This window comes from Streptomyces sp. ADMS (genome assembly GCF_033441795.1).
GTDB lineage: Bacteria > Actinomycetota > Actinomycetes > Streptomycetales > Streptomycetaceae > Streptomyces.
This window is the reverse complement of the sequence record NZ_JAVFVX010000171.1, coordinates 1-11,040: the sequence shown is the minus strand read 5'-3', so window position 1 is coordinate 11,040 and position 11,040 is coordinate 1. Positions and strand designations below refer to the sequence as shown.

At 72.4% G+C, this 11,040-nt stretch carries 15 protein-coding genes and 2 pseudogenes; 10 read left to right on the top strand and 7 right to left on the bottom strand.

The annotated features are described in order from the left end of the window. The 5 genes from RB628_RS37590 to RB628_RS37570 form a co-directional block, all read left to right on the top strand. Positions 1-540: DsbA family protein (locus RB628_RS37590; protein WP_318325135.1), on the top strand; the 540-nt coding region annotated here is incomplete at its 5' end. A 47-nt stretch (positions 541-587) separates the two neighbouring features. Continuing rightward, complete coding sequence (locus RB628_RS37585; protein ID WP_318325134.1) at positions 588-1,394, top strand: MBL fold metallo-hydrolase; 807 nt, start codon at positions 588-590, stop codon at positions 1,392-1,394. A gap of 5 nt (positions 1,395-1,399) precedes the next feature. Continuing rightward, the gene (locus tag RB628_RS37580; RefSeq protein WP_318325133.1) at positions 1,400-1,819 is read left to right on the top strand and encodes a nuclear transport factor 2 family protein; all 420 of its coding nucleotides are present in this window, start codon (positions 1,400-1,402) and stop codon (positions 1,817-1,819) included. A gap of 45 nt (positions 1,820-1,864) precedes the next feature. After that, positions 1,865-2,152, top strand: a complete 288-nt coding sequence (locus RB628_RS37575) for a hypothetical protein (protein WP_318325132.1) — start codon at positions 1,865-1,867, stop codon at positions 2,150-2,152. Between the two features lie 65 nt (positions 2,153-2,217). Beyond that, entirely contained in the window at positions 2,218-3,165 is a 948-nt protein-coding gene (locus tag RB628_RS37570) for an MBL fold metallo-hydrolase (protein WP_318325131.1), read from the top strand. Between the two features lie 396 nt (positions 3,166-3,561). Here the strand turns inward: RB628_RS37570 and RB628_RS37565 are convergent, their stop codons facing one another. The 3 genes from RB628_RS37565 to RB628_RS37555 are packed head-to-tail and all read right to left on the bottom strand — an operon-like array spanning position 3,562 to position 5,146. Further along, on the bottom strand, positions 3,562-3,942 hold the full coding sequence (locus RB628_RS37565) for a hypothetical protein (protein ID WP_318325130.1): 381 nt from the start codon (positions 3,940-3,942) through the stop codon (positions 3,562-3,564). Next, the gene (locus tag RB628_RS37560; RefSeq protein ID WP_318325129.1) at positions 3,939-4,565 is read right to left on the bottom strand and encodes an Asp23/Gls24 family envelope stress response protein; all 627 of its coding nucleotides are present in this window, start codon (positions 4,563-4,565) and stop codon (positions 3,939-3,941) included. Before RB628_RS37560 ends, RB628_RS37565 begins: the two co-directional genes overlap by 4 nt. Next, on the bottom strand, positions 4,562-5,146 hold the full coding sequence (locus tag RB628_RS37555) for an RNA polymerase sigma factor (protein WP_318325128.1): 585 nt from the start codon (positions 5,144-5,146) through the stop codon (positions 4,562-4,564). The genes RB628_RS37560 and RB628_RS37555 overlap by 4 nt, the downstream gene beginning before the upstream one ends. A gap of 625 nt (positions 5,147-5,771) precedes the next feature. Here RB628_RS37555 and RB628_RS37550 point away from each other — a divergent pair. The 5 genes from RB628_RS37550 to RB628_RS37530 all read left to right on the top strand — a co-directional run bounded on the left by RB628_RS37550 (position 5,772) and on the right by RB628_RS37530 (position 9,273). Then, positions 5,772-6,278 carry an Asp23/Gls24 family envelope stress response protein gene (locus tag RB628_RS37550; protein WP_318325127.1) on the top strand — a complete coding sequence of 169 codons (507 nt, stop codon included), beginning with the start codon at positions 5,772-5,774 and terminating at the stop codon, positions 6,276-6,278. A 47-nt stretch (positions 6,279-6,325) separates the two neighbouring features. Continuing rightward, a complete protein-coding gene (locus RB628_RS37545; protein ID WP_318325126.1) occupies positions 6,326-6,511 on the top strand; it encodes a hypothetical protein in 186 nt (61 codons plus the stop codon). Next, positions 6,508-7,557, top strand: a complete 1,050-nt coding sequence (locus RB628_RS37540) for a DUF6286 domain-containing Asp23/Gls24 family envelope stress response protein (protein ID WP_318325125.1) — start codon at positions 6,508-6,510, stop codon at positions 7,555-7,557. The genes RB628_RS37545 and RB628_RS37540 overlap by 4 nt, the downstream gene beginning before the upstream one ends. Beyond that, complete coding sequence (locus RB628_RS37535) at positions 7,557-8,141, top strand: hypothetical protein (RefSeq protein ID WP_318325123.1); 585 nt, start codon at positions 7,557-7,559, stop codon at positions 8,139-8,141. Before RB628_RS37540 ends, RB628_RS37535 begins: the two co-directional genes overlap by 1 nt. Before the next feature lie 178 nt (positions 8,142-8,319). Next, positions 8,320-9,273: a YihY/virulence factor BrkB family protein gene (locus tag RB628_RS37530; RefSeq protein ID WP_318325122.1), complete on the top strand. Its 954-nt coding sequence runs from the start codon at positions 8,320-8,322 to the stop codon at positions 9,271-9,273. Here RB628_RS37530 and RB628_RS37525 read toward each other — a convergent pair. From RB628_RS37525 to RB628_RS37510, 4 genes and pseudogenes are all read right to left on the bottom strand, one after another. Next, positions 9,249-9,422: pseudogene (locus RB628_RS37525) on the bottom strand (PAS domain-containing protein); the annotation flags it as partial. The gene RB628_RS37530 and the pseudogene RB628_RS37525 overlap by 25 nt on opposite strands. A gap of 363 nt (positions 9,423-9,785) precedes the next feature. Beyond that, on the bottom strand, positions 9,786-10,208 hold the full coding sequence (locus tag RB628_RS37520) for a nuclear transport factor 2 family protein (RefSeq protein ID WP_318325121.1): 423 nt from the start codon (positions 10,206-10,208) through the stop codon (positions 9,786-9,788). Continuing rightward, a pseudogene (locus RB628_RS37515) lies at positions 10,199-10,447 on the bottom strand (MBL fold metallo-hydrolase); the annotation flags it as partial. The gene RB628_RS37520 and the pseudogene RB628_RS37515, both read right to left, overlap by 10 nt. 56 nt (positions 10,448-10,503) lie before the next feature. Next, positions 10,504-11,040 (bottom strand): DsbA family protein (locus RB628_RS37510; protein WP_318325120.1); only part of this gene is annotated, 537 nt, incomplete at its 5' end.

Sequence of the window (11,040 nt, the reverse complement as noted above, 5' to 3'; positions counted from 1 at the left end):
CATCCCGCACTGCCGGTCGAGGTGGTCTCCGGCGGCCTGTTCACCGGGCCTCGCCGGGTGCCGATCCGCGAGTTCGGCTACGTCCAGGGCGCCAACGCCCAGATCGCCGAGCTGACCGGCGCCGAGTTCGGCGAGGGCTATGCGCGGCTGATCGCCGACGGGTCGTTCGTGATGAACTCCGAGGCCGCCGCGCGCGGCGTCATCGCCCTGCGCCGGGCCGCCCCCGACCGTGCAGCGGCACTGGCCGGCGCCCTCCAGCGGGCCTTCTACGTCGACGGCCTCAGCCTCTCCGACCCGGCGACCTACCGAAAGGTCGCCGAGGAGGCCGGTCTGGACGCCGACACCGTCGTCGCCTCCTTCGACACGCCCGAGGCGCACGACGCTGCGACGGACGACTTCCACCGCTGTGCCGAGCTGGGCGTCACCGGTTTCCCCACCCTGCTTGCCGTCGACGGCGACCGAGTCGCCACCCTGGCCCACGGCCGTGCCACCGCCGACGAGATCGACCGGCGACTGGCCGAACTGACCACCGCGCCCTGACCGCCACCCCCCCACCCACTGAATTTCCATCCCCTTCAGGAGGCCCCATGAGCGCCCTCTCCTTCAAGATCTTCGACCTCGACTTCCCGGCCGGCAGCAAGAACAAGACCGCCACCCTCGTCACCGGTGAGCAGGAGGCCCTGCTGGTCGACGCCGCCTTCACCCGCGCCGACGGCCACCGCCTCGCCGCCGAGATCCTCGACTCGGGCAAGAAGCTCACCACCGTCTTCGTCAGCCACGGCGACCCCGACTTCTACTTCGGCGCCGAAATCCTCGCCGACGCCTTCCCCGAGGCGGAGTTCGTCGCCACCCCGATCGTCATCGAGCACATCCGGCACTCCTACGAGGGCAAGCTCAAGGCGTGGGAGGCCGTCGGCCCCAACCTGCCCACCCGCCTGGTCGACCTCACCCCGCTGACCGGCGACCTCACCCTCGAAGGCCACCGCTTCGAGCTCAAGGGCGGCCCGGCCGGACTGCCCGACCGCCACTACCTGTGGCAGGCCGAGCACCGCGCCCTCCTCGGAGGCGTCCTGCTCTTCCAGCAGGAGCACGTCTGGGTCGCCGACACCCCCACCCCCGAGGACCGCTCCGTCTGGATCGAGCTGCTGGACGAGATGGCCTCCCTGCGGCCGGAGCTGGTCGTCCCCGGCCACCGCCTGCCCGGCACGGCGGCCGACGCCACGGCCATCACCGCCACCCGCGACTACCTCGTCGCCTTCGAGGAGGAACTCGGCAAGGCGGCCGACGGCGCCGCGCTGACCGAGGCGCTCGTCAAGCGCTACCCCGACAACGGCATGCTGATCGCCGCCCAGCTCGGGGCGAAGGTCGCCAAGGGCGAGATGAAGTGGGGCTGAGCGTCATGACGTACGAGCACACCGACTTCGCGACCTCCACAGCCCCGGCCGAGGTGGTCCGCCGCCAGTACCTGGCCTCCGCAGCCGGCGACCTGGCCGCCCTGCGCGCCACCCTCGCCCCCGACGTGGAGTGGACCGAGATGGCCGGCTTCCCCCTCGCCGGCACCTACCGCACCCCCGACGGGGTCACCTCCCACGTCATGGAGCAGCTCGGCATGGAGTGGGACGGCTGGACCGCGCACGACGACACCTATGTCGCCGAGGGAGAGAACGTCGTCGTCCTCGCCCGCTACACCGCGACCAACAAGGCCACGGGCAAGCCGATCGCCGTGCGTGTCGCCCACCACTTCGTGGTCCGCGGTGGCCTGATCGTCCGCTTCGAGCAGTTCGTCGACACCGCCAGGGTTCGCGACGCCATGACGTAGCCGTGGCAGCGCCTCACAGGCGAACTCACACAAGCCGGGAAGACGGTGAGGCCCACCGTCGGCAACGGCACCGTCTTCTCCAACACCTCCGCCGCCGATGTCAGCGTCCCGCGCGACGAAACCGTCGCGGAGGAACGGGACGGCGGCGAACGAGCCCGCACGTCGCCGGTACCACTCCCTGGCGCCTTCCCGGTCCGGCCGACGGGGGCAGCCGGGACCGACCGTCGTCGTGCGATGAACGTCGCCACCACGATCAACCACGCCCTCCGGACGTACACGCACCCGGTGGTGCGGGTGGCCGTACCGCACACCAGCACCACCGCGAAAACGTGAGAGGCCGACACGCGGCGCCCTCTCACGTGCGCACTCACCCCCACCATCAACAGGGAGCACTAGACATGCCCATGAACAGGCGTCACTTCCTCGCGGCAGGCTCGCTCACGGCCACCGGAATCGGCCTGGGCCTCACCCCGGCCAGCGCGTCGGCCACCCCGCTCACCGACGGACACGGAGCCCGACAGCACAAGGAAAAGCACCCCAGGGGCACGCTCGACTTCAAGGTCCTCGACCTGGACTTCCCGGTCGGCAGCAAGAACAAGACGGCCACTCTGGTCACCGGTGAGCGTGAGGCGCTCCTGGTCGACACCGGGTTCACCCGGGCCGACGGGTACCGGCTGGTGGCCGAGGTGCTGGACTCGGGCAAGAAGCTGACCACCGTGTTCATCAGCGCCGGCGACCCGGACTACTACTTCGGCGCCGAGGCCCTGGCCGACGCCTTCCCCGACGCCAGGTTCGTCGCCACCCGGCCGGTCATCAAGCACATACGGCACACCTTCGAGAGCAAGCTCAAGACGTGGGCCGACCTCGGCGCCAACCTGCCCACCCGCCTGGTGGAGATCAAGCCTCTGACCCATGGCCTGACCCTGGAAGGGCACCGCTTCGAACTCAAGGGCGGATCAGCCCTGCTGCCGGACCGCCACTACCTGTGGCAGCCGGAGCAGCGCGCCATCCTCGGCGGGGTGTTGCTGTTCCAGCAGCAGCATGTGTGGGTCGCGGACACCCCCACCCCGGAGATCCGTGCTGCCTGGATCAAGCTGCTGGACGAGATGGCCGCCCTCAACCCGAAGCTCGTCGTGCCCGGCCACCGCCTGCCCGGCACTCCCGCGGACTCCTCCGCCATCACCGCCACCCGCGAGTACCTGCTCACTTTCGAGGAGGAACTGGCCAAGGCCGCCGACGGAGCCGCGCTGACCGCGGCGCTCGTCAAACGCTACCCGGACTACGGCATGGTCATCGCCGCCGAGATCGGTGCGAAGGTCGCCATGGGCGAGATGACCTGGGAGTGACGACGACTGCGAAGTACCGGAACACCGGCTTCGCGGTGCCCCTCGGCCGACTTCGTCAGCAGGCGTCGGCCGGAGACGGCACACGGAAGAGCCCTCCGAGAGTCAACTCCAGGGCAAGGGAGCCCAGTTGGCCATGACGCCCCTATCTGAGCCGCCCATGCCGGAGGCGGATCTCGGCGGTCTCCCACCGAATTCCTCGGCTCCCATCGCCGTGATGACGTTCCCGGGCTGAGCTGAACGGGGTCGGGGAGTGTCCGGTGGGCCGGACGGTCCTGCACGGCCGAGCCCGGTCTACGGCCGGTCTGCCCGACAGGCCCGGCCTGGTCCCCTCCCGCACGGATGCCTTCGCGGGTGCCGGTTCACGGCAGCCGCGGTGGGGGTGTGGACGGCCGGGCGTCAGACGAGACCCGTGACCGTCACGGTGACCTGCGGGGCGGGCTGCGAGGGCTGCGCGTACTCCAGTGCGCCCAGGCGGCGTTCGACGGTGGCCCGGACGGCGCGGGCCACGTCCAGGGTCCTGGCCCGCCGCAGCGCGACGACGTGGATCTCGACGTGCAAGGGACCGTCGCCGTCCCGGCGGGACATGCGCACTCCGGCGGGTGGCACGCCGACGGTGCCCGCAGGGGGCCGGGACAGCGCGGAGCGCACCCGGTCGGCCAGCCCCGGCCGCAGGAAGGCCACCCCCGGCACGCTCTCCGCGGCCGTGGCGAGTTCCGCGACGAGCGTCGCGTGCACGGTGCTCTCGTGGTGCACGGTGCTCTCGTGGTGCACGGTCATGGCGTACGACCTTCTTCCTGGCCGTCGTCGGCCGTGGTGTGGAGGAGATCGGTGACACGGATGTCCACAGCCGCCAGGACCATGCCCAGTTCGCGGTCCGCGGCCTCCCACACCCGTTCACGCACCCGGGCGGCGAGATCCGGCAGGGGGACGTCGGCCGGGGCGTGGATTGCGAGGCGGATGCCGACGGCGCCGTCGGCGGGAGCGTCGAAGAGCCGGCAGGAGCCCGCCCGGACGCCCGCGACCGTCTCGGCCGCCGCGCGCAGCGCGCGGGCCGCGACCGCCTCCATGATCCACAGGCCCTCGGCGGGTTCACCGAGGGGCAGGGGGCGGCCCGGACGCAGTTCGAGGCGTACGACGTCCATGACCCGCCGGGTCAGCGGCTCGGCGTCGTAGGCGGCGGTGTCCGCCTCCTCCTGCAGGCCACGCACCACGGACTCAAGCCGGTCGAGTCCGCTCACGGCCTGCCGGCAGTGCGGGCAGGACCGCAGGTGGTCGTCGGTACCGGCGGACGGCTGCTCCCAGTCGTGCCAGGTCCGCGACAACAGCCTTCCACAGGACAGGAGTTCGTCGTCGTCACCGTGGGTGGACGCGTTGTTCGGCGGGTCGGTGCGGTCGGTCATCGCCAGGCCCCCATTGTTCGGGTCAGAGAACGGCGTGCGCGGAAGACGCGGGCACGGACGGCCTCCTGGCTGATGCCGACCGCGTCCGCGACGAACTCGTAGGAGCAGCCGTCCAGTTCGCGCAGCACCCAGCAGGCCCGCTGTTCCGCCGAGAGCAGGTCGAGGGCCTCCCGCAGTTCGCGGACCGCGTCACGGGCCTCGGCGATGCGGGCCGGGGAGGTGGTGTGCTCGGCTGCGGGGACGTCGTCCGCCGCCTCCAGCGAGGCCACGGGTTTCCGGGCCCGCAGCACGTTCAGGCAGCGGTTGGTGACGATCCGGTACATCCACGTGCCGAAGGAGGAGCGCCCCTGGAACTCCGGCAACCTCCGCCAGGCGCTGAGGAAGGCGTCCTGTACGGCGTCCTCCGCCTCGGTGCGGGTCCCGAGCAGCCCTGTGGCGAGCCGGATCAGTGCAGGCGCGTGCCGCTGCACGAGCACCGCGAAGGCGTCCTCGTCCCCCTCCCCGGCACGGACCGTGAGCAGGACGTCGTCCGTGTCGGCCCGGGTGTCCGGTGGTGCGCTCCATGTGCGGTCACCCGCCACTGGGCGGCTCCTCTCGTCCGGTCTCCTGCGGGTTGGACACCGTCGCGGCGTCCTCGTTACGGAGGACTTCGGGAGACGGGCACCGTACGGATGCCGCGTGGGGGCGCATTCAGTCCCTTTTTCCGTGACGGAAACGGGCACGACCGATCCGGCCGGCTTCCGGAGCCGGGTTCCGGGGTCCAGGCGCACCGATGCGGCGGGCGTACCGGTGTTCGGAGCCGGCGGCGCGATCGGGGCGCCCGGCAGGCCCGACTCGACCGGTGCCACGGATGCGCCGCCCTTCGTGGCCGGCGCCGATGCCGGAGCCGGAGCCGGAGCCATACTGCTGTACGTCCTCGCAGGCCGTCCCGCGCCCCCGGGCCCCACGCCTGGCACATCACCCTCCGGCGACGGCTGGGAGGACGCGGCTTCGTGATCGCGGCGACACCGTCCCGATGCCCACCAGCTGACGGTCTGTCACATTCAGGGCGCCGCTCCGGCGTCGCCCTGAGGTTTTTCGGGGTACCCGCGTCACAGACGCGGCCGGGACGGGTCTGACGGAGTGAGAACACATCAACGACGAGACAGGGACCAAGGCAAGAAACCGGACAGAGCCATGAACAAGCCAGACAGAAACGGACGTGCCATGACCACGCAGACCGCACCAGTCGCCAGCAACGACCTCTCCACCCCGCAGCCGGGCAGGTCGCCTCAGACGACGACGGCCGTGTCCGGGGGCACGGCGGGAGCCGACCAGCCGGCCGCGAACCGAGGCCGGACATCGATCGCCGACGTCGTCGTCGTGAAGGTGGCGGGCATCGCCGCCCGCGAGATCCCCGGTGTGCACGACATGGGCGGCGGGCTCTCGCGCAGCTTCGGCGCCGTACGCGACCGCGTGCCCGGCGGCCGGCCCAACGTGGGCCGCGGCGTGAAGGTCGAGGTGGGCGAGCGGCAGACGGCCATCGACCTGGACCTGGTCGTCGAGTACGGGGTGTCCGTCATGGACGTCGCCCAGGACGTCAGGGAGAACGTCGTCGCCGCCGTGGAGCGCATCACCGGGCTGGAGGTCGTCGAGGTGAACATCACGGTCAACGACGTCCACCTGCCCGACGACGAGGAGTCCGCGAGCCCGACCGAGGCCCGCGTGGAGTAGCGCGTCCGGGCACGGGCAGGAGTGGATCCGGTGAGAGGTGGATGGGCATGAGCACACCGTTCGTAGGGATGATCGCGGGTATGGCCCTGGCGTTCGCCGGCTGGTTCGGCGGGTTCGGCGCCTTCCTGCTCGTGGCCGCGTTCGGCGCCCTGGGCTGGGTGCTGGGCCGGTGGGTCGAGGGCGGCGGCAGCGTCCGCGACGTACGGGACGTGTTCGAGCGGAGCCGTCGATGACCGCCGCCGCGCGGCGGGGCACCACCACCGTCTCGGAACGGGCGGTGCGCAGGATCGCCGAGCGGGCGACCACCGAGGCGCTGCCCGCCGGAGGCGGTGCCCGGACGGTCCGGACCGCGGCGTCCGTGCGCGGCGGTAGGGCAGACGTGTCCCTCGCGGTGACGCTGCCCTACCCGGCTCCGCTGGCCGACACCGTGCGGGGCGTCCAGCGGCACGTGGTGGAACGCACCCGGGAACTGACGGGCCTCGATATGCCGGCCCCGCGCGTCAACGTCACCGCGCTCGCCCCGCCGAAGTCCTCCCACCCCCTGGTGTCGTCCCCGGCACCGGTGTCCCCGGCCCGGGAGGCCGTCCCGGAGGCCCGCGGGAGCCGTACGCCCCGGCGCTGGTGGACCCGGCGCCGGCTCCCGGTCGCCCTGCTGTCCTCGGTGGCCGCCCTGGGGTGCGGTGCGCTCGCCTTCGACCTGGTCAAGGTGCACCTCGGGCACCGGACGGCCGCCGCCTGGCGGACCTCCACCGTGCACTGGGCGGCCGGGCACGGGCCCGGCGACGCGGCTGTCGTCGCCGTGGGCGGGCTGACGGCCCTGCTGGGCGTCTGGATGATCGTTCTCGCTCTCACCCCCGGCCGCCGCCGTGTGTCCACCGTCCGCACCTCGGCGGCCCACGTCGACGCGGCAGTGGACCGCTCGGCGGTGGAGGCCCTTGTCCGCGACGCGGTGGGAGACGTGGACGGCATCGGAGCGGTACGGGTACGACTGCGGCGCCGACGCGTCACCGTACGGGCCGGGCTCGCCTTCGGCGACCGGGCACACGCGCACACCGCCGTCACGGCCGCCGCCCGGGACACCCTGGCCGGCTGCCTCCTGGGCAGCGGTCCCCGGTTGCGGGTCACCGTCACGCCGGAGCCGGTGTGGCAGCGTCCCGCCCCGACGGCGGACACGCCGGGACCCGGCGACGGCGGATCCACTCCCGCACCCGCACCTGTACCCACCTCCACATCCACCTCCGCGCCCGCCTCCGCATCCACCCCGGGAGTCGACCAGTGATGGGCCACACCCATAGCGCCGTCAACCGCGCCGGCCTCGGCGCCGTCGGACTCGTGCTCCTCCTCTCGGGCTCCTGGCTCGCGGCCACGGACCGCCACCTCGCGGACCGGCTGCCGTCCTGGTGGCCCAGCGCCGGTACGGGCACTGTCCTGCTGGACCGGGACCGGCTGGCACAGTTGCGCGGCGAGGGCTGGTGGACTCCCACCGTCACGGCGGCGGCGATCGGCCTGACCGTGCTGTTCGCGCTCTGCGCCCTCGGGCAGCTCCGGCCCGGCCCGGCCCGGCGTCTCGCCCTGCCCTCCCCCCGCTGCACGGTGCGCCCCCAGGCACTGGCCGACGCACTGGACGCCCGCGTGACGTCCCTCCCCGGAATCGCCCGCAGCCGCGCCCGGGTGCTCCCCCGTCGCGGTCGGCGGCTGGAGGTGGACCTGCGGGTCTGGCTGGCCCCGGACACGTCCCCGCACGCCGTGCTGCCCGACCTCCGCGCGGCGACGGAGGAGGCCGGAACGGCGGCGGCACCGTACACGGCGCACACCCGGGTCCGTCTGAGTGCCGCCTCGCACCGCATGCACCGTGTCCGCTGAGCCGTACGCGGTCGTGCCCGACCCACCCGACCCACCCGACCCACCCGACGCACCCGACGCACCCGACGCACCCGACGCACCCGACGCACCCGACAGGGTCCGCCCGGCACGTCGGCTCCGGTGGCCGCGGCCTTGGACGTGGCCAAGGCCGTGGACGCGGACCGCCAGGCCGTGGCAGGTGACGGCCTGGCGGTCCGCGCTGTGGCGCACGCCGGTGTCGCTGTGGGACGACGACATCACGGACTACGCAGCGGCACTGACGTACTACGCGATCCTGGCGGTGCTCCCCGCCATGCTGGCGACGGTCCTGGCGTTCGGTCTGATCAGCCCGGAGACGGCCGAGGGGTTCATCACCCACGTCACCGCCTACGCCCCGGCCGAGTCCGGTGCCGAACTGCGCACCGTGCTGTCCCATGCGCTGGACACGGACGGGACGGCCTGGCCGCTGCTCGTGACCGGTATGGCCAGCGCGCTGTGGTCGGCCTCCAGCTATCTCGCCGTCTTCCGCCGCGCCCTGCACCGTATGCACCGCGTCGAGGACCGGCGCTCGAACTGGCGCAAGGCACACCGCATCGTGCTCACCGCGCTCGTACTGCTCGGTCTGCTCCTCGTCGGCTCGCTCACGCTGCTGCTCACCGGCCCGGTCGCGGAGGCCATCGGCCGGACCCTGGGCATGGACGCCACCGTGGCCTGGGCGTGGAGACTGCTTCGCTGGCCGCTGCTGCTGTGCCTGGTCGCCCTCCTGGTCGTGATCGTCTTCCACACCGGCCCTGCCGTCGCGCGCCGACGCGGGCACAGCCTCCCCGGCGGCGCGCTGGCCGCCGCGCTGTGGCTGACCGTCTCCGCGGGCTTCTCGGCGTACGCCTCGGCAGTCGGCGCCTACAGCAGGCTGTACGGCTCGCTCTCCGGCATCGTCGTCTTCCTCATCTGGCTGTGGTTGTCGAACCTGGCGCTGCTCGCCGGCGCGCAGTTCGCCGCGGAACTCTCCAAGGGGCCACGCGGTCAGAGCACGGGGAAGCCCTCCGCGCCGCAGCACTCCTCGGGCAGGGGATCCGGCGAGCCGTCGGGGTCGAGCAGGTGGGCGACGAGGGCCGCCGCGGTGCGGTGGCCGAGGAGCTCCTCACGCCGGTAGCCGAACAGGGTCTCGGTCTGGGCGTTGACGAGCTTGATGGTTCCGGTGTCGTCCACGATGACCATCGCGTCGGGGGCTGCTTCCAGTAGTCCCCGGAACCGGTCCTTGGCCGCTCCGGGCCCGCTCGCGCGGCTCAGGGCGTCGCGCAGTCGATGAGCCTGCGCGGCAGCTCCTGCCCCGTCGGTCGACCCTGACGTGATCGTGTCGCTCATGGCGGCCCCAACTGACTGACAGGTTGCGATGAATTGAGCCATCTCAGCGCATCCCGGTCATGCCCGCCCCGGTCTGTGACCTAGTGGCCCCGAGGCGTCCGTACTCGTCTGCTTGTGACCGGAGACTGCTCCCGTCTGCGGAACCAGAGGGTCACCGAGGTGAAACCGATCAGAACCCCTCACTCGCGGCGCCCCGGCCGAGCCGGTCCCGGCGTCGGGCAACTCCCCCCGCGGAGCGGGCTGCCGCGCTCGCGCCCCCTCCTGACCGGCGGGAGGGGAAACGAGCGCGGCAGCGTCGCGTCAGTGGGTCATGGCGTCACGGACGAGGGCGGTGTCGACGAACTGTTCGAAGCGCACGATCAGTCCGCCGCGTACGACGAAGTGATGGGCGACACGGACGTCGATCGGCTTGCCCGTGGCCTTGTTGGCGGCGGTGTAGCGCGCCAGGACGACGACGTTCTCGCCGTCGACGACGTAGGTGTCGTCGTGGGCGGTCCAGCCCTCCCACTCCTTGCCGAGCTGTTCCATCACGTTGGCGGTGACACCGTCGGGGGTGCGGTAGGTCCCGGCGAGGGGGAAGCCGGCCATCTCCGTCCACTCCACGTCCGGGGCGAGTGTGGCCCGCAGGGCCGTCAGGTCACCCGCGGCGGAGGCGAGGTACTGGCGGCGTACGACATCGGCGGGGGCGGTGGAGGTCGTGAACTCGGTCATGGTCAGCCCCATTTCATCTCGCCCTTGGCGACCTTCGCACCGATCTGCGCGGCGATCAGCATTCCGTGGTCCGGGTAGCGCTTGACCAGCGCCTCGGTCAGAGCGGCGCCGTCGGCGGCCTGACCGAGCTCCTCCTCGAAGGCGATCAGGTAGTCACGGGTGGCGGCGATGGCCGAGGCGTCGGCCGCCGTGCCGGGCAGACGGTGGCCGGGCACGACCAGCTGCGGGGCCAGTGCGGGCTCATCGATAACTCCTTGTGGGAAAGGGGGGGTGAGCGGGGCGAAGGGGAGGGTGGGGACGGAAGGGGTCAGGGGGTACGAAGGGTCGCGAGCCGCTGGTCGACCTCGTCGGCGGTGGCGTGGCCCCGGGCCAGCACGGTGACACGGTCGCCGTCGACCGCCAGAAGGGTGGGGAAGCCCGTGACGCCCAGCGAGGCCGCCCGGTGGAAATCGGATCCGGCCGCCACCCGCACCTCGGACCCCTCGAAGGCGGCGACCACGGCGTCGGCGTCCAGGCCGGCCTCCTCGGCGACCTTCCGGTAGGTCGCCGGGGCGGAGAGGCTGAGGCCCTCGACGTAGAAGGCGTACTGCAGGGCGGTGGCCAGTTCCGTCGCACGGGCGGGCGCGGCCTGGCGAAGAGCGACGACGCCTCGCGCGGCGGCCTCCGAGTCCATCACGAACGAACCGTCGGCGATCAGCCGCTCGTACGCCTCACCGAACTCGGCACCGGTCAGCTCCGCGATCTGGGCGTTCGCACCCTGGACGTACCCGAACTCGCGGACCGGCACCCGGCGCGACCCGGTGAACAGGCCTCCGGAGACCACCTCCACAGGCAGGTCGGGGTT

Coding starts and splice junctions, on each gene's coding strand:
- RB628_RS37585 (WP_318325134.1), top strand. CDS start 588: ATGAGCGCCCTCTCCTTCAAGATCTTCGACCTCGACTTCCCGGCCGGC.
- RB628_RS37580 (WP_318325133.1), top strand. CDS start 1,400: ATGACGTACGAGCACACCGACTTCGCGACCTCCACAGCCCCGGCCGAG.
- RB628_RS37570 (WP_318325131.1), top strand. CDS start 2,218: ATGCCCATGAACAGGCGTCACTTCCTCGCGGCAGGCTCGCTCACGGCC.
- RB628_RS37565 (WP_318325130.1), bottom strand. CDS start 3,942: ATGACCGTGCACCACGAGAGCACCGTGCACCACGAGAGCACCGTGCAC.
- RB628_RS37560 (WP_318325129.1), bottom strand. CDS start 4,565: ATGACCGACCGCACCGACCCGCCGAACAACGCGTCCACCCACGGTGAC.
- RB628_RS37550 (WP_318325127.1), top strand. CDS start 5,772: ATGACCACGCAGACCGCACCAGTCGCCAGCAACGACCTCTCCACCCCG.
- RB628_RS37545 (WP_318325126.1), top strand. CDS start 6,326: ATGAGCACACCGTTCGTAGGGATGATCGCGGGTATGGCCCTGGCGTTC.
- RB628_RS37540 (WP_318325125.1), top strand. CDS start 6,508: ATGACCGCCGCCGCGCGGCGGGGCACCACCACCGTCTCGGAACGGGCG.
- RB628_RS37535 (WP_318325123.1), top strand. CDS start 7,557: ATGGGCCACACCCATAGCGCCGTCAACCGCGCCGGCCTCGGCGCCGTC.
- RB628_RS37520 (WP_318325121.1), bottom strand. CDS start 10,208: ATGGGGCTGACCATGACCGAGTTCACGACCTCCACCGCCCCCGCCGAT.